General features: G+C 70.7%; 15 protein-coding genes. 12 read left to right on the plus strand and 3 right to left on the minus strand.

What is annotated here, in order from left to right; all coding sequences use genetic code 11:
• Positions 1-154 precede the first annotated feature (154 nt).
• From CSC62_RS00005 to CSC62_RS00020, 4 genes are all read left to right on the plus strand, one after another.
• The gene (locus tag CSC62_RS00005) at positions 155-1,213 is read left to right on the plus strand and encodes an ABC transporter permease (RefSeq protein ID WP_246194102.1); all 1,059 of its coding nucleotides are present in this window, start codon (positions 155-157) and stop codon (positions 1,211-1,213) included.
• Positions 1,214-1,300: 87 nt separating this feature from the next.
• Complete coding sequence (locus CSC62_RS00010) at positions 1,301-2,128, plus strand: ABC transporter ATP-binding protein (protein ID WP_162404371.1); 828 nt, start codon at positions 1,301-1,303, stop codon at positions 2,126-2,128.
• Between the two features lie 3 nt (positions 2,129-2,131).
• Positions 2,132-3,058 carry an MlaD family protein gene (locus CSC62_RS00015; RefSeq protein WP_162404109.1) on the plus strand — a complete coding sequence of 309 codons (927 nt, stop codon included), beginning with the start codon at positions 2,132-2,134 and terminating at the stop codon, positions 3,056-3,058.
• Entirely contained in the window at positions 3,055-3,723 is a 669-nt protein-coding gene (locus CSC62_RS00020) for an ABC-type transport auxiliary lipoprotein family protein (RefSeq protein WP_162404110.1), read from the plus strand. Before CSC62_RS00015 ends, CSC62_RS00020 begins: the two co-directional genes overlap by 4 nt.
• Before the next feature lie 10 nt (positions 3,724-3,733).
• On the opposite strand, the gene CSC62_RS00025 is transcribed toward CSC62_RS00020, so the two are convergent.
• Positions 3,734-4,324, minus strand: a complete 591-nt coding sequence (locus CSC62_RS00025) for an alpha-ketoglutarate-dependent dioxygenase AlkB family protein (RefSeq protein WP_162404111.1) — start codon at positions 4,322-4,324, stop codon at positions 3,734-3,736.
• Positions 4,325-4,434: 110 nt separating this feature from the next.
• On the opposite strand from CSC62_RS00025, the gene CSC62_RS00030 reads away from it, so the two are divergent.
• On the plus strand, positions 4,435-6,081 hold the full coding sequence (locus CSC62_RS00030; RefSeq protein ID WP_162404112.1) for an electron transfer flavoprotein-ubiquinone oxidoreductase: 1,647 nt from the start codon (positions 4,435-4,437) through the stop codon (positions 6,079-6,081).
• Positions 6,082-6,094: 13 nt separating this feature from the next.
• Positions 6,095-8,155, plus strand: a complete 2,061-nt coding sequence (locus tag CSC62_RS00035) for a glycoside hydrolase family 99-like domain-containing protein (protein ID WP_162404113.1) — start codon at positions 6,095-6,097, stop codon at positions 8,153-8,155.
• Between the two features lie 51 nt (positions 8,156-8,206).
• On the opposite strand, the gene CSC62_RS00040 is transcribed toward CSC62_RS00035, so the two are convergent.
• The gene (locus CSC62_RS00040; protein ID WP_162404114.1) at positions 8,207-8,836 is read right to left on the minus strand and encodes a CoA transferase subunit B; all 630 of its coding nucleotides are present in this window, start codon (positions 8,834-8,836) and stop codon (positions 8,207-8,209) included.
• Positions 8,836-9,546 carry a CoA transferase subunit A gene (locus tag CSC62_RS00045; RefSeq protein WP_162404115.1) on the minus strand — a complete coding sequence of 237 codons (711 nt, stop codon included), beginning with the start codon at positions 9,544-9,546 and terminating at the stop codon, positions 8,836-8,838. The genes CSC62_RS00040 and CSC62_RS00045 overlap by 1 nt, the downstream gene beginning before the upstream one ends.
• A 235-nt stretch (positions 9,547-9,781) precedes the next feature.
• On the opposite strand from CSC62_RS00045, the gene CSC62_RS00050 reads away from it, so the two are divergent.
• The 6 genes from CSC62_RS00050 (at position 9,782) to CSC62_RS00075 (ending at position 17,046) form a co-directional block, all read left to right on the plus strand.
• Complete coding sequence (locus tag CSC62_RS00050; protein WP_162404116.1) at positions 9,782-10,528, plus strand: electron transfer flavoprotein subunit beta/FixA family protein; 747 nt, start codon at positions 9,782-9,784, stop codon at positions 10,526-10,528.
• 14 nt (positions 10,529-10,542) lie between these two features.
• Entirely contained in the window at positions 10,543-11,481 is a 939-nt protein-coding gene (locus CSC62_RS00055) for an electron transfer flavoprotein subunit alpha/FixB family protein (protein ID WP_162404117.1), read from the plus strand.
• A 204-nt stretch (positions 11,482-11,685) separates the two neighbouring features.
• Positions 11,686-13,473: an LTA synthase family protein gene (locus CSC62_RS00060; RefSeq protein WP_162404118.1), complete on the plus strand. Its 1,788-nt coding sequence runs from the start codon at positions 11,686-11,688 to the stop codon at positions 13,471-13,473.
• A 95-nt stretch (positions 13,474-13,568) separates the two neighbouring features.
• On the plus strand, positions 13,569-15,008 hold the full coding sequence (locus CSC62_RS00065; protein ID WP_162404119.1) for a UbiA family prenyltransferase: 1,440 nt from the start codon (positions 13,569-13,571) through the stop codon (positions 15,006-15,008).
• Entirely contained in the window at positions 15,008-16,333 is a 1,326-nt protein-coding gene (locus tag CSC62_RS00070; RefSeq protein WP_162404120.1) for an FAD-binding oxidoreductase, read from the plus strand. Before CSC62_RS00065 ends, CSC62_RS00070 begins: the two co-directional genes overlap by 1 nt.
• On the plus strand, positions 16,318-17,046 hold the full coding sequence (locus CSC62_RS00075; protein ID WP_162404121.1) for an SDR family oxidoreductase: 729 nt from the start codon (positions 16,318-16,320) through the stop codon (positions 17,044-17,046). The genes CSC62_RS00070 and CSC62_RS00075 overlap by 16 nt, the downstream gene beginning before the upstream one ends.
• The last annotated feature ends 83 nt before the right edge of the window (positions 17,047-17,129 follow it).

A 17,129-nucleotide genomic window follows, 5' to 3' on the forward strand; every position in this document is an offset into this window, starting at 1 on the left:
CGCCCCGCGCCGTCTGGGTACAAACGCCGGGCCCGCGCCGCCCCCCCCCCCCCCCACCCCCCCCGGCGCTGCCCGGTCCGCTCCGCCCCGCCCCTGGCGCGCCCCGAACCCGACCCCGCCCCGCTGGCAGCAGGCCCCGGACGCCCCCGGCCGCATTCGCCTGTCCGGCGACTGGACCCTGGCCCACGCCCTCGCCGTCGGCGAGCGCCTGCGCGAGCTGCCCGAGGACGTGGGCTGGATCGACGCCAGCGGCGTGGACCGGCTCGATTCGGCCGGGGTGATGCAGATCACCCGCTACGCCCGCCGCCGCGCCCTGGACGGCGAGGCCCTGCACTTCAGCGACGAGCACGCGGCCCTGGTCCAGGTGATCGAGGACGTGGCCGACGACCGCCCGCGGCGCAAGCGCGACTATGGCTTCGCCGCCGCGCTCGAGCGCATGGGCCGGGCCACCCACGCGGTGGTGCGCGACATCGTCCAGCTGGTCGGTTTCACCGGCGAGAACCTGGTCAAGCTGGCACGCACCCTGAAGGAGCCGCGCCGCTTCCGCCTGACCGCCACCGTCTCGCACATGGAGCAGACCGGCCTGGACGCGGTGCCGCTGGTGGCGCTGCTGTCCTACCTGGTGGGCGCGGTGATCGCCTTCCTCGGCTCGACCATCCTGCGCGATTTCGGCGCCGAGATCTTCGTGGTCGAGCTGGTCAGCATCGCCTTCCTGCGCGAGTTCGCGGTGCTGCTGACCGCGATCGTGCTGGCCGGCCGCACCGCTTCGGCCTTCACCGCCCAGATCGGGGCGATGAAGGCGCGCGAGGAGATCGACGCGATCCGCACCCTGGGCCTGGACCCGGTCGACCTGCTGGTGATCCCGCGCCTGGTCGCGCTGCTGGTGATGCTGCCCTTGCTGACCTTCGTGGCGATGATGGCCGGCCTGGCCGGCGGCGTGACCGTGGGCGCGTTCGACCTGGAGATCCCGCCGCAGATGTACCTGGCGCGGATGCACGAGACCATGGAGGTGCGGCACTTCCTGGTCGGCCTGTCCAAGGCGCCGGTGTTCGCCATGGTGATCGGCCTGATCGGCTGCCTGGAGGGGCTGCGGGTGGAGGGCACGGCGCAGTCGGTGGGCGAACGCACCACCTCCAGCGTGGTCCAGACGATCTCGCTGGTGATCATCATCGACGCGCTGGCCGCGTTGTGGTTCATGCACATGGATTGGTGATTGGTGATTGGTGATTCGAAAAAGCGAAAAGACAACGACCAGGCCGCTGGAGACCCAGCTGTTGCTTTTACGAATCACCAATCACGAATCTCCAATCACGACGCTGATGGCCGCGAAGCCGCCATCTGCGTCCGCGGGCTGGCCAACCGCTTCGGCAGCCAGACCGTGCACGAGGACCTGGACCTGGACGTGCGCCGCGGCGAGATCCTGGGCGTGGTCGGCGGCTCGGGCACCGGCAAGTCGGTGCTGATGCGCTCGATCCTGGGCCTGCAGAGACCGGCCGGCGGCAGCATCCGGGTGCTCGGCGCCGATGCGCTGGACGGCGACGTCCAGGCCCGCCGCCACATCGAGCGCAACACCGGGGTGCTGTTCCAGGACGGGGCCCTGTTCTCCTCGCTGACCGTGGGCGAGAACGTGCAGGTCCCGCTCAAGGAGCACCATCCGGAACTGCCCGACAGCTGGCGCTACGAACTGGCCCTGCTCAAGGTCAAGCTCGCCGGCCTGCCGGCCGAGGCGATCGACAAGCTGCCTTCGCAGCTGTCCGGCGGCATGCGCAAGCGCGCCGGCCTGGCCCGGGCGCTGGCCCTGGACCCGCCCCTGCTGTTCCTGGACGAGCCCACCGCCGGCCTGGACCCGATCGGCGCGGCCGCCTTCGACCGCCTGCTGGCGACCCTGCAGGAGGCGCTGGGCCTGACCGTGTTCCTCATCACCCACGACCTGGACACCCTGTACGCTATCTGCGACCGGGTGGCGGTGCTGGCCGACCGCAAGGTGGTGATCAACGCACCGCTGGAGGAGGTCGAGCGCTTCGACCACCCGTGGGTGCAGGAGTATTTCCACGGCCCGCGCGCCCGCGCCGCGCGCGACGCGCGCCAGGCGCACGCCAGGCCGGACATCGCCCCGGAGACGGACTGATCCATGGAAACCAAGGCCAACTACGTCCTGATCGGCGCCTTCACCCTGGTGGTGTCGGTGGCGCTTCTGCTGTTCGGCCTGTGGGCCGCCAAGTACTCCTCCGAACGCAGCTGGCAGCGTTACCAGATCGTGTTCGACGAGGCGGTCACCGGCCTGTCCACCGGCAGCCCGGTGCAGTACAACGGCATCGCGGTCGGCTCGATCGACAAGCTGTCGCTGGACCCGAACGACCCGCGGCGGGTGGTGGCGGTCATCCGCGCCGATGCGACCACCCCGATCAAGACCGACACCCGGGCCAAGCTGGCCATCACCAGCCTCACCGGCCCGGCCATCATCCAGCTCACCGGCGGCACCCCGGGCGCGCCGATGCTGACCGCGGTGGACCACCGCGAGACCCCGGTGATCGCCACCTCGCCCTCGGCCCTGCAGAACATCACCGACACCGCCAACCGCATCGTCGAGCGCCTGGACCAGGTGCTCAGCGACCAGAACGTGGCCCACATCGGCCGCACCCTGGAGAACATCGAGAAGATCAGCGGCAGCCTGGCCAACCAGGACCAGGGCATGGAGGCCTTGCTGGTCAGCGCGCGCGACGCCGCGCGCAGCCTGGACGCCACCCTGCAGACCACCAACGGCACCATGCAGAGGCTCGACCGGAACCTGGTGCGCGAGCTGCCCGGGATCGTGGAGAAGCTGGACTCGACCCTGGCGCGGCTGGATTCGGCCGCCGGCAATGCCGATGCGATCCTCGGCGAGAACCGCGCGGCCATCAACAGCTTCGCCAACGAAGGCCTGGGCCAGCTCGGCCCGACCCTGACCGAACTGCGCGGCCTGATCCGCGACCTGCGCCAGATCAGCGACCGCCTGGAGAACAACCCCACGCGCTACCTGCTCGGCCGCGATGCCCCCAAGGAGTTCCAGCCGGAATGAAGCCGACGCCCCTTTCCCTGCCGGCTGCGCCCGGCCTGCTGCGCGCCTGCCTGCCCGTGGCCGCGGCCGTTTTGCTGGCCGGCTGTTCGATCCTCGGCGGCAAGCAGCGCGATCCGGTGACGATCTACTCGCCGCAGGTCAACGTCACGCCCGACCCGGCCTGGCCGCAGGTGGACTGGCAGCTGGCCATCGCCCGGCCCAATGCCTCGCGTCTGGTCGACAGCCCGCGCATCGGCGTGCGCCCGGTGCCGGGCGAACTGCAGGTCTACCGTGGCGCCGCCTGGGCGCAGCCGCCGACCGACCAGGTCGAGACCGCCGTGCTGCGGGCGCTGGAGGACTCGGGCAGGATCGCCGCGGTCGGGCGCCTGTCCACCGGGCTGCGCTCGGACTACCGCCTGGCCATGGACATCCGCCGCTTCGAGGCCGACTACGCCGGCGGCGCTTCGCCGGCGGCGGCCATCGAGATCAGCGCCAAGCTGCTGGACAGCCGCGACCAGCGGATCGTCGCCAGCCGCACCTTCACCCAGGTCCGGCCGGCCGCGGACACCGCCACCGCCAGTGTCGCCGCGGCCTTCGGCCAGGCGCTGTCGGCGATCAGCGGCGAGGTCGCCGGCTGGACCCTGGTCCAGGGCCAGGCCGACGCGCAGGCGCATCCGCGGCGCTAGCTGCCCGCGCCTAGACGGGAAAGATCTGGCGGAAGGTGAGGTTGATGCGCTCGCCCACCGGGCGCGCGGTGCGCGGCAAGGCGTGCTTCCAGTGGCGCTGGGTGTCGCCGCCCATCAGCAGAAGGCTGCCTGGTTCCAGGTCCAGCGCCAGCCGCTGCCCCGGATCGTCGCGCCGGCGCAGCAGGAAACGCCGGGTCGCACCCAGGCTCAGCGAGGCGATCAGCGGCCGCGGACCCAGTTCCGGCTCGTCGTCGCTGTGCCAGCCCATCGCATCGGCCCCGCTGCGGTAGCGGTTGGCGAGCACGCTGTTGAACGGCTGGCCCAGTTCGTCCTGAAGGCGCCCGCGCAGGGCGGCCAGCGCCGGGATCCAGGGCCGCGGCTGGAAGCGGCTGCCCGAGTAGCGGTAGCTGGCCTCCGGATCGCCGATCCAGCAACTCAGCCGCGGCGACGGCAGTTGCCGCCCGAACAGGCGGACGTGGTGGACCTCCCACGGCACCTCGCGCAGCAGGGCCTCCATCAGCGTGGCCGCGGCCTCCGGCGCCAGCCAGCCGCGGGCCAAGCGCAGTTCGGCATCGGGCAGCGGGAAATCGGTCCATTCCATGGCGTCCCATTGTAGGAGCCGGCGATGCGTACGGTTTCCGGCCGATTTGCCCCGCCCGCGCCGAACCCCGAAAATGCCCGGCCAGCCATCGCAGCCAGCCGGAGCCAGGGATGTCGCAGTACCAAGCCAGTGCCGACGCGATCGAACGCGACGTGATGGAGTACGACGTCGTCACCGTCGGCGCCGGCCCGGCCGGCCTGGCCTTCGCCATCCGGCTCAAGCAGCTCGATCCGGCGATCTCGGTCTGCGTGATCGAGAAGGCCAGCACCGTCGGCGCCCACATCCTGTCCGGCGCGGTGATCGAGCCCGGCCCCCTGGACACGCTGCTGCCCGGCTGGCGCGACAATCCGCCGCCGGTGTGCGTGCCGGCCGGCGAGGACGAGTTCTGGTTCCTGACCAAGGATGGCGGCCGCAGGTTCCCGGTGGTGCCGCCGGGCATGCGCAACCACGGCAACTTCATCGTCAGCCTCGGCGCGATGTGCGCCTGGCTGGCGCCGCAGGCCGAAGCCCTGGGCGTGGAGATCTACGCCGGCTTCGCCGCCGCCGAGACCCTGCACGCCGAGGACGGCACCGTGCTGGGTGTGCGCATCGGCGACATGGGCATCGCCCGGGACGGCAGCCACAAGCCCGGCTACACCGCCGGCATCGACATCCACGCCAAGGTCACCGTGCTGGCCGAGGGCGCGCGCGGGCACCTGACCAAGCGCCTGGTCAAGCGCTTCGGCCTGGACGCCGACAGCGACCCGCAGAGCTATTCGATCGGAATCAAGGAGCTGTGGCAGGTGCCCGAAGGCCGGGTCGTGCCGGGCAAGATCGTGCACAGCCTGGGCTGGCCGGCCGACAGCCATACCTACGGCGGCAGCTTCCTCTATCACCTGCCGAACAACCAGCTCGCACTGGGCTACGTCAGCGGCCTGGACTACCGCGACCCGCAGTACAAGCCGTGGGAAGCGTTCCAGCAGTGGAAAAACCATCCGACGGTCAAGCCGTTGCTCGAAGGCGGCAGCATCCTCTCGGCCGGCGCCCGCGCGATCGTCACCGGCGGCTGGCAGGCCCTGCCGAAGGTGGAGATGCCCGGCGCCCTGCTGATCGGCGACACCGCCGGCCTGCTCAACGTGCCCAAGATCAAGGGCACCCACCAGGCGATCCGCAGCGGCATGCTCGCCGCCGAGCACCTGGCCGGCAATGCGCTGCGGCCTTCCGGCTTCGATGCGAAGCTGCGCGGCTCCGAGGCGGTGGCCGAGCTGAAGCAGGTGCGCAACATCAAGCCTGGCTTCAAGAAGGGCCTGTGGTTCGGCCTGGCCAACGCCGCCTGGGAGACCGCGCTCAAGGGTGCCTCGCCGTGGACGCTGAAAGGCAAGGCCGACTGGTCCAGCCTGGACAAGGTCGGCGAGCACGAGCAGCCCAGGCGCGACTACCTCGAGCGCAGCCTGGCCCCGCGCGACCGCCTGCAAGGCGTGTACTACGCCGCCACCGAGCACGACGAGGACCAGCCGGTGCACCTGAAGGTGGCCGACACCTCGATCTGCGTGGAGCGCTGCACGGTCGAATACGCAAATCCCTGCACCCGCTTCTGCCCGGCCGGGGTCTACGAGATGGTCGAGGAGACCGCGGCCGACGGCAGCACGGGCCGCCGCCTGCAGATCAACGCCGCCAACTGCGTGCACTGCAAGACCTGCGACATCAAGGATCCGTACGAGATCATCACCTGGGTGACGCCGGAAGGCGGCGCCGGGCCCAACTACCAGAATCTGTGAGCCGATCCAGCGCATGAGCCGGACGCTGCGGGAACGCCTGAAACACGCCGCCTTCGGCCTCCTGCGGACCGGCTTCCGCTTGCTGCCGCTGGACGAAGGCGCCCGCGATCGCTGGCGCCAGCGCGTCCTCGGCCGGTTCCCCGGCCTGGTGCCGGAGGGCCCGCGCGGGCAGGCTTCCGCGGGCGGATCTACGCGGCGGGCGCGGGTGCGCAGCGACCTGCCCGCGCTGGGACACGTCCCGTACCGCCGCGAACCCCTGCCCGATCCGCTGCCGGCGAAGCTGGTCGCGTTCTACCTGCCGCAGTTCCACCCGATCCCGGAGAACGACGCCTGGTGGGGCAAGGGCTTCACCGAATGGCGCAACGTGGTCCGCGCCCTGCCGCAGTTCGAAGGCCACGCCCAGCCGCGCCTGCCGGCCGACCTGGGCTTCTACGACCTGCGCAACCCGCAGGTGATGCGCGACCAGGCCCGGCTGGCCGGCGAATACGGGATCGGCGCGTTCTGCTTCTATTTCTACTGGTTCGGCGGCAAGACCCTGCTGGAATCGCCGCTGGAACAGTGGCTGGCCGACGCCTCGATCGAGCTGCCGTTCTGCCTGTGCTGGGCCAACGAGAACTGGTCGCGGCGCTGGGACGGCCGCGAACAGGACGTGCTGATCGCCCAGCGGCACAGCGCCGGGGACGACCTGGCCTTCATCGCCCATGCCGCCCGCTACCTGCGCGATCCACGCTACCTGCGGGTGGACGGCAAGCCCTTGCTGCTGGTCTACCGGCCGGGCCTGCTGCCCGATGCGAAGGCCACGGCCGCGCGCTGGCGGCAGTGGTGCCTGGACAACGGCATCGGCGAGATCGTGCTGGCCTACGTGCAGGGCTTCGAACGCCCCGATCCGGGCCAGATCGGCTTCGATGCCGCAGTCGAATTCCCGCCGAACCTGTCCAGCCCCGGCACCATCACCGCGCACCAGCGCCTGCTGGACGATGGCTACCGCGGCCAGGTCCTGGACTGGCGCGAACTGGCCGCCGATTACCTGCACCGCCCCCTGCCCGGCCATCGCCTGTTCCCGGGCGTGAACTGCGGCTGGGACAACGAACCGCGGCGCCCCGGCCGGGGGCGCACCTACCTGCACGCTTCGCCGCGCCGCTACCGCGACTGGCTGCGCGGGACCGTCCACACGCGACTGGCGCAGGTTCCGGCCAGCGACCGCCTGGTGTTCATCAACGCCTGGAACGAATGGGCCGAAGGCGCGGTGCTGGAACCGGATACGCGGCTCGGCCATGCCTGGCTGCAGGCCACCCGCGACGCGCTGGTCCCGGCCGCGCCGGTTTCCGGTCGCCCGGCCTGCCTGGTCCACGCCTGGGACCTGGACGCGCTGGACGAGATCCTGGTGGCGATCGGCGCCAGTCGCGTGGAGTTCGACCTGTGGATCACCACCACGGACGAGTTGCGGCCCCAAGTCCAGGCCACCCTCGGCGCCCACGGACTCCAGGCACGGATCCTCACCGGCGCCAACCACGGCCGCGACATCCTGCCCTTCCTGCGCGCGGCCGGCGAACTGCTGGATGCGGGGACCGGGATCGTGCTCAAGCTGCACACCAAGAAGTCCCGCCACCGCGACGACGGCGACCGCTGGCGGCGCGAACTGCTGGAGCGCTTGCTGGCGCCGGCACGCGCGCCGCGGATCCTGCAGGCCATGCGCGAACGGCCGCAGCTGGGCATCGTCGCCCCGGAAGGGCACCTCCTCGGGCTGGACGCCTACATGGGCGGCAACCGCGCCGGCGTGGAATACCTGACGCGCCGCCTGGGCCTGCATGAACCGCCAACAGATGCGCGCTTCGTCTCCGGCAGCATGTTCTGGGTGCGGCTGGAAGCGCTGCGCCCGCTGCTGGACGCGCACCTGGACGAATGGGAATTCGAACCGGAACAGGGCCAGATCGACGGCACCCTGGCCCACGCCGTTGAGCGCGTGTTCGCGCTGTGCGCGCTCGACGCCGGGAGCACCGTGGCCAGCGTGGCCAGCCTGTGTGGCGAGCCGGAACCGCCGGCGACGGCACGCTACCCGTACGCGGGGAATTAAGTCCCCCGGGAAGACGCCGCGGGTAAGCGCGGGCCAAGGTGGCGGAACCCGTCAGCCCGCGAACGGCACCCCGGTCTTTTCCTTCAGCTCCTCGACGCTCACCCCCGGCGCCGCCTCGATCAGCTTCAGCCCGGCCTCGGTCACGTCGAACACCGCCAGGTCGGTGATGATCCGGTCGACCACGCCGACGCCGGTCAGCGGCAGGGTGCACTCGGGCAGGATCTTGTGCTCGCCGTTCTTGGCGGTGTGCTCCATCAGCACTACCACGCGCTTGACCCCGGCCACCAGGTCCATCGCCCCGCCCATGCCCTTGACCATCTTGCCGGGCACCATCCAGTTGGCCAGGTCGCCGCGGGCGGTGACCTGCATCGCGCCGAGGATCGCCAGGTCGATGTGGCCGCCGCGGATCATCGCGAAAGAATCGTGGCTGCCGAAGTAGCTGGCGCCGGCGCGCGCGGTCACGGTCTGCTTGCCGGCGTTGATCAGGTCGGCGTCGACCTCGTCCTCGGTCGGGAACGGGCCGATGCCGAGCAGGCCGTTCTCCGACTGCAGCCACACGTCCACCCCTGCCGGGATGTGGTTGGCCACCAGGGTCGGCAGGCCGATGCCCAGGTTCACGTAGGCGCCGTCGCTCAGCTCGGCGGCGGCGCGCTGCGCCATCTCGTCGCGGGTCCAGGCCATCACTTGTTCTCCTGACGGACGGTGCGCTGCTCGATGCGCTTCTCGGGGCTCGGGTTGTGGACGATGCGGTCGACGTAGATGCCCGGCAGGTGGACCTGGTCCGGGTCGATCGCGCCGACCTCCACCACTTCCTCGACCTCGGCCACGCAGACCTTGCCGGCCATCGCGCAGGCCGGGTTGAAGTTGCGCGCGGTCTTGCGGAACACCAGGTTGCCGGCCTTGTCGGCCTTCCATGCCTTGACCAGGGAGACGTCGGCCACCAAAGCGGTCTCCAGCACGTAGTGCTTGCCGCCGAACTCGCGGGTCTCCTTGCCCTCGGCCACCACCGTGCCGTAGCCGGTGGCGGTGAAGAACGCCGGGATGCCCGCGCCGCCGGCGCGCAGGCGCTCGGCCAGGGTGCCCTGCGGGTTGAACTCCAGCTCCAGCTCGCCGGCCAGGAACTGGCGCTCGAACTCCTTGTTCTCGCCCACGTAGGACGAGATCATCCTGCGGATCTGCCGGGTCTCCAGCAGCTGGCCCAGGCCGAAGCCGTCCACGCCGGCGTTGTTGGAGATCGCGGTCAGGTCCTTGGCGCCCGAGTCGCGCAGGGCGGCGATCAGGGCCTCGGGGATACCGCACAAGCCGAAGCCGCCGACCGCCAGGGTCTGGCCGTCGGCCACCAGGTCGGCCAGGGCGGACGCGGCGTCCGGGTAGAGTTTGGAAGCGGCCATGCGGTCCTCGTGGGGTCACTCTTGCCCCGGATTCTAGCCGCAGCAGGCTGCGCCACCCCACGTACCTTCGGGCAATGGCCGGCCGGCGACGGGTCATGGGCGGCCGGTCCGGCCCTGCCGCAGGTCGCGCCGGACCGGGGCCGGCCGGTAGAATCGCCCGGCAAATCCGCAATCCGCCCCGTGCCAGCCGCCGCGGCCGGGCCGTCAGCCTGAATTCCGAAGGAACCCCCGCACGATGAAGATCCTGGTCGCCTACAAGCGCGTCGTGGACTACAACGTCCGCATCCAGGTCAAGCCGGACGGCTCCGGCGTGGTCACCGAGGGCGTCAAGCTCTCGCCCAACCCGTTCGACGAGATCGCCCTGGAAGAGGCCCTGCGCCTGCGCGACAAGGGCATCGCCACCGAGGTGGTGGTCGCCACGATCGCCCCGGCCGACGCCCAGCCGCACCTGCGCAACGGCCTGGCCATGGGTGCCAACCGCGCCATCCACGTGGTCACCGACCAGCCGGTGCAGCCGCTGGCCGCCGCCCGCACCCTGCTCAAGCTGGTGGAGAAGGAGCAGCCGGACCTGGTGATCCTGGGCAAGCAGGCGATCGACGACGACGCCAACCAGACCGGGCAGATGCTGGCCACGCTCTGGGGCCGGCCGCAGGCCACCTTCGCCTCGAAGGTCGAAGTGAGCGACGGCAAGGCCACCGTGACCCGCGAGGTCGACGCCGGCCTGGAGACCCTGGAAGTGGACCTGCCGGCGGTGGTCACCACCGACCTGCGCCTGAACGAGCCGCGCTTCATCAAGCTGCCGGACATCATGAAGGCCAAGAGCAAGCCGCTGGAGACCCTGCCGCTGGCCGACCTGGGCGTGGACGCCGGCCCGGAGCTGGCGACCACCGCCTATGCCCCGCCCGCCAAGCGCAGCAAGGGCGTGATGGTCAAGGACGCGGCCGAACTGGTCGCCGCGCTGAAGGCCAAGGGCCTGCTCTGAACAAGGAATCGAACATGTCCAAGATCCTCGTCATCGCCGAACACCTGGACGGCACGCTCAACGCCTCCACCGCCCGCACCATCAGCGCCGCGCTGGCGTTGTCGCCCGAAGCCGTCGACGTGGCCGTGCTCGCCGCCGATCCGGCCGCGGTCGCGGCGCAGGCCGCGCACATCGCCGGCGTGGGCCGCGTGCTCGCCGTCGCCAATCCCGCCAACGCCCATGCCGTGGCCCAGGTGCTGGGCCCGCAGGTGGCACGGCTGGCCGCCGGCTACAGCCACGTGTTCGGCCCCTCCACCACCTTCGGCAAGGACCTGATGCCGGTGGTCGCCGCCCTGCTGGGTGTGAACCAGGTCTCCGACCTGATGGCGGTGCAGGGCGAATACACCTTCCAGCGCCCGATCTACGCCGGCAACGCCATCGTCACCGTGCAGGCCCCGGCGGGCCAGACCGTGGTCGCCACCGTGCGCACCGCCTCCTGGCCGCAGGCCGCCGGCGGTGGCAACGCCGCGGTCGAGACGGTCGCGGTCGAGGCCGCCCTGCCAGCGCACACCCGTTACCTCGGCCTGGCCGCGGGCAGCTCCGACCGCCCGGACCTGCAGAGCGCCCGCCGGGTGGTTTCCGGCGGCCGCGGGGTCGGCTCGGAGGAGAACTTCCGGATCGTCTACGGCCTGGCCGACAAGCTCGGCGCGGCGGTGGGCGCCTCGCGCGCCGCGGTCGACGCCGGCTACTGCCCCAACGAGATGCAGGTCGGCCAGACCGGCAAGATCATCGCCCCGGAACTGTACCTAGCGATCGGCATCTCCGGCGCGATCCAGCACCTGACCGGGATCAAGGACGCCGGGACGATCGTGGCGATCAACAAGGACCCGGAGGCGGCGATCTTCGAGGTCGCCGACATCGGCCTGGTGGGCGACCTGTTCCAGATCCTGCCGGAGCTGGAAGCGGCGCTGTAGGCCCGCGCCAGGCCTTGCGCAGGACCCGGAACCCGGCTCGCCAGAGCCGGGTTCTTTCATTTCCGCAGGCCGGTTGCAGAGAGCGGATGCAACGATTTCTGCTGGCACCAAAGTTGAGCATGGCAGCAGCAGGTGTCACATTGCCGGCCCGGAACCGGATTCCCTGGAGGCTGGAGGGTTCGCCCGCGAACCTGCTCACCCCCCATGATCAACGTCGCACAGCGCCATCTGTCCCGGCTCCCGTCCTGGGGCACGCTCGCCGCCGCCATCTTCACCGCAGGGCTGCTGGTCCGTCTGCGGGACCACTCGATCCACGCCGACCTGATGTACCTGGCCGCCCTGTGCCTGTGCGAGCTGATCGCGCTGGAACTGCTTACCCGCGCCGCCGTGGGCATCGGCTTCCGGCTCCTGCGCCTGCTGGTCCTGGTGCTGCCGCTGGGACTGGGCCTGGTCTACACCGCCCAGCTCTATTCCATCTGGCTCAGCGGCGGCTTCATCCCGCCCATCGCCTTCGCCAACACCGAAACCGCAGGCCTGGTCAGCTTCCGCGGCGCCTACCTGACCCTGGGCGGCTACACGGTGGCCTTCGTCGCCTATGCGGCCTGGCACTGGCGCGCCGCGCAACCGGGCCGGATGCGCGCCTGGGTCCTGCCCCTGGGCCTGGCCATGGTGGCCGCGCCCTACGCACTGCTCATCCACGACCAGTCGCTGTCTCGGGGCATCGTGGTCGAGCGCGGCGAATCGCCGCTCTCTTCCTTTGTCCACTCCCTGGCCAAGTACAGCCAGCTGGGAACCCGCGCGCGGCTCGATTCGGCCCAGGCCAGCGCGGTGCGCGCGCGTTTCCGCCGCCAGACCACCTACCAGGCCCCCTTCCCGGCCGAACTGGTCCGCGGCCTGCCGCCTCGGCCGAACATCATCGTGGTTTTCTCCGAGGGCATGTCGGCGCGCTGGATCAATGCCCATGGCGGGGTCAATCCCGGCCTGACCCCCAACCTGGACCGCCTGGCTTCGCAGTCGCTGGTGTTCAACAACTACTTCAACCACACAGCGGCGACCTTCCGCGGACTGCGCGGCCAGCTCACCTCCGGGCACCAGGAGCGGGGCGGCTTCACCGAGGCCGGCGACGGCGTCGGGCAGCGTGACGTGAGCACCGAGGTGGTGGCCGGCTCACGCCTGAGCCTGGCCGAGATCCTGCGCGCGCACGGCTACCAGAGCGTGTTCTTCCTGTCCCAGGATTCATTCCTCAACAACATGATCCAGACCCTGGGTTTCGACCGCACCCTGGGTCGCGAAGCGCTGTACGAGGCCCACCTGGCAGGCAAGCCCGGGGTCACCCATCTTCCGGCCTACCTGTCCGATGCCCACCTGTTCCAGGCCACCCTGGACGAGCTCGAGGCCATGCCCGCCGAGCAACCCTTCTTCGCGGCCGTGTACAACTTCGAGACCCACGCCTTCCTGGATGGCCACGCCACCTATGCCGACGGTGGCAACGAGCTGCTCAACCGCTTCCATACCTTCGACCGCGACATGGGGGTCTTCCTGGAACGGTTCCAGTCCAGCCCGCTGCACGAGAACACTGTACTGGTGTTCACCAGCGACCACTCCACTCTGCCCGATCCGCATGCCTCGCGCGCCGATCCGGCCACGCCGATGCACTTCGTGGACACCATCCCCCTGATGATCTACTGGAAGGGAATCCAGCCCCGCAGCGTCGACGTGCACGGCAAGAATTCACTGGACTTCGCCCCCTCGCTCCTGAGCCTGCTTGGCCTGGGCCAGCGCGTGCACAACCTGTTCCTGGGTTGCACCTTCTTCGAGGAGTGCGGGCTGGACCGGATCTCCAACATCGGCAGCGACTACTACCTCACCCGGGAAGACCAGGTCTATACGGAGGCCGAGATACCCGGGGAGCTGCGTGCCGCATTCGAGCAGGGCAAGGAGGCCGTGGAGGGCTTCAAGGCACTGGACCTGGTCATCGACACCCTGCAGTAGCGCGGCCCGGCGCCCGCCGGCGCAAGGAGCGGCTCAAGGACCGGCTCAACACTGCTCGTATAATCTGCCGCCAACCCCGACGGCCAGACCTCCGGATGCTGGACACCCCCAATCGCCCGGCCGAGCCGAAGGGACCGGCGCTGTGCGTCGACCTCGACGGCACCCTGCTCAACTCCGACCTGCTGTACGAGTCGGTGCTGGCGCTGCTGGCGCGCAATCCGCTGTACCTGTTCCTGCTGCCGTTGTGGCTGCTGCGGGGCAAGGCCGCGCTCAAGCGCGAGCTGGCCAGCCGGGTGTCGATTCCGGCCGAGACGCTGCCCTACAACCCGCGCGTGCTGGAGCTGCTGCGGACCACCGCACAGAGGCCGCGGGTGCTGTGCACGGCCTCGGACATCGGCCTGGTCGCGCCGATCGCCGAACACCTGGGCCTGTTCGAACAGGTGATCGCCAGCGACGGCCGGCGCAACCTGTCCGGGCGCAACAAGGCCCAGGCCCTGGTCGAGGCCTTCGGCAGCCGCGGCTTCGAGTACGCGGGCAACGGCAGCATCGATGTGGCCGTATGGGAACAGGCCGGGGGCGCCTGGGTGGTCAACAACGGCGCGGCCCTGGCGCGGCGCGCCGGTCGCTGCACGCAGGTGCACGCGCACTGGCCGGCCGAACCGCGGCTGCGCCCGTGGCTGAAGGCCCTGCGACTGCACCAGTGGCTGAAGAACCTGCTGGTGTTCGTGCCGCTGCTGGCATCGCACCGTTTCCTCGAGCCGGCAGTGGTCGGCGATGCGGTGCTGGCGTTCCTGGCTTTCGGCCTGTGCGCTTCCGGGGTCTACGTCCTCAACGACCTGCTCGACCTGACCCCCGACCGACTGCACCCGCGCAAGCGCAACCGCCCCTTCGCCGCCGGGCGCATCCCGCTGCTGCACGGGCTGTTCGTGGCGCCATTGCTGGCCCTGGCCGGCCTGGCCCTGGCCTGGCTGTGCAGTCCTAGCTTCGCCCTGGTGCTGCTGGCCTACTACGCGATGACCCTGGCCTACTCGCTGCGGCTCAAGCGGATCGTGATGATCGACGTGGTCCTGCTGGCTGCGCTCTACACGGTCAGGATCATCGGCGGGACCGTGGCCATCGGCACGGAGATGTCGTTCTGGCTGCTGGCGTTCTCGATGTTCATCTTCCTCTCGCTGGCCCTGGTCAAGCGCTACACCGAGCTGGTCTCCGCCTCCAGCCTCGGCAAGACCGCCGCCAGCGGGCGCGGCTACGGGGTGGACGACCTGCCTTTGCTGCAGTCGCTGGGCGCGGCCTCCGGCTACATCGGCATCCTGGTGCTGGCGCTGTACATCAACAGTCCCGAGAGCCTGGAGCTGTACCGCAATCCCAAGCTGCTGTGGCTGATCTGCCCGGTGCTGCTGTACTGGATCAGCCGGGTCTGGGTGATCGCCCACCGCGGCGACATGCACGACGACCCGATCGTGTTCGCCGCCACCGACCGCACCAGCCAGGTCGTGGTGGCGCTGTGCATCCTGTTCGTCCTGGGCGCGATCTGATGCGCGACGCCGGGCGCTCCTGGGGACGCTATCCGAAGGTCCGCCAGGCACTGCTGGGCCTGCACGACCGCGACCGGCCGCTGCCGGCCTTCGAGGGCACCGCGCTGCCGCGCGGCAACGGCCGCAGCTATGGCGACAGCTGCCTGAACCCCGACGGCACCCTGCTGTGCACGCTCGGCCTGGACCGCTTCATCCATTTCGACCCGGCCAGCGGGGTGCTGCACTGCGAGGCCGGCGTCACCCTGGACCAGATCATCGATCTGGCGCTGCCGCGCGGCTGGTTCCTGCCGGTCACGCCTGGCACCCGCTTCGTGACCGTGGGCGGCGCGATCGCCAATGACGTGCACGGCAAGAACCACCACCGCACCGGCAGCTTCGGCCACCATGTGCGCGCGTTCGAACTGCTGCGCAGCGACGGCAGCCGCCGCCTGTGCACGCCCGGCGACGATGGCGAGGGCTGGTTCGCCGCCACGGTCGGCGGCCTGGGCCTGACCGGCCTGGTCACCTGGGCCGAGCTGCAGCTGCGCCGCGTGCCCGGCCCCGCGCTGGAGGTGGAGAACCTCCGCTTCGGCTCGCTGGACGAATTCTTCGACCTGTCGGCGCGCTCGGCGGCCAGTCACGAGTACGGCGTGGCCTGGATCGACTGCCTGGCCGGCGGCCGCCGCCGCGGCCGCGGCCACTTCACCCGCGCCGACCATGCGCCGGCACTGGCCGCCGAGCGCCCGCACGCGCCCGGAAAGGGCCTGGCGATGCCGCTGACGCCGCCGTTCTCGCTGGTCAACAAGCTCTCGCTGCGGCCGTTCAACGCGCTCTACTACTGGCGCCAGCCCGCGCGCAGCCGGCGCTTTGCCAGCCACCTGCTGCCGTTCTTCTATCCGCTGGACGGAATCCGCGACTGGAACCGGATGTACGGCCCGGCCGGTTTCCTGCAGTACCAGTGCGTGCTGCCGCCGCGCGAGGCGCGCGCCGGCATCGACGCCCTGCTGGCGGAGATCGCGCGCAGCGGTCAGGGCTCGTTCCTGGCGGTGCTGAAGGAGTTCGGCGACCTGCCCTCGCCGGGCATGCTGTCGTTCCCGCGGCCCGGCACCACCCTGGCGCTGGATTTCCCCAACACCGGCGAGCGGGTCTTCCGTCTGCTCGACCGGCTCGACCGGATCGTGGACGAAGCCGGCGGCGCCCTGTACCCGGCCAAGGACGCGCGCATGTCCGCCGCCTCCTTCCAGCGTGCCTACCCGCGCTGGCAGGCGTTTTCATCCTATTTCGACCCCCGGCTTTCCTCCGGCTTCTGGCGCCGGGTCACGGAGTCCCCATGCAACGCATCCTGATCATCGGTGCCACCTCGGCGATCGCCGAGGCCACCGCCCGCCGCTACGCCGCGCGCGGCGCAGCCCTGCACCTGGTCGGCCGCCAGGCCGCGCGCCTGGAGACGATCGCCGCCGACCTGGCCACCCGCGGTGCGAAGGCCAGCACCGCCGTGCTCGACGTCAACGACCTGGCCGCGCACGCCGCCGCGCTGGACGCGGCGTGGAGCGCGCTCGGCGGGGTGGACGCGGTCCTGGTCGCGCACGGCACCCTGCCCGACCAGGCCGCCTGCGATGCCTCGGTCGAAGTGGCGATGCACGAGTTCGCCACCAACGGCACCTCCACCATCGCCCTGTGCGTGGCCCTGGCCCAGCGCCTGCAGGCCGGCGCCACCCTCGCGGTGATCTCCTCGGTCGCCGGCGATCGCGGCCGCGCCAGCAACCACCTCTACGGTAGCGCCAAGGCCGCCGTGAGCGCCTTCCTCAGCGGCCTCGGCCAGCGCCTGCGCCCGGCCGGGATCAACGTGCTCACGATCAAGCCCGGCTTCGTCGACACGCCGATGACCGCCACGTTCAAGAAGGGCGCACTGTGGGCCAAGCCCGACCAAGTCGCGGCCGGGATCGTCCGTGCCATCGACCGCCGTCGCGCGGTGGCCTACCTGCCGTGGTTCTGGTGGGGGATCATGCAGGTGATCAAGGCCATTCCCGAGCCCGTGTTCCGCCGGATCAGGCTCTGAGATGGAGGCGGCCGCGGCCGGGAACGGTCCGACTCCATCCGCGCCGCCGGTCCGTCCATGGACCGGCGCACAGTCGGTCGAAT

This window comes from Pseudoxanthomonas jiangsuensis (genome assembly GCF_010093185.1).
Lineage (GTDB): Bacteria > Pseudomonadota > Gammaproteobacteria > Xanthomonadales > Xanthomonadaceae > Pseudoxanthomonas > Pseudoxanthomonas jiangsuensis.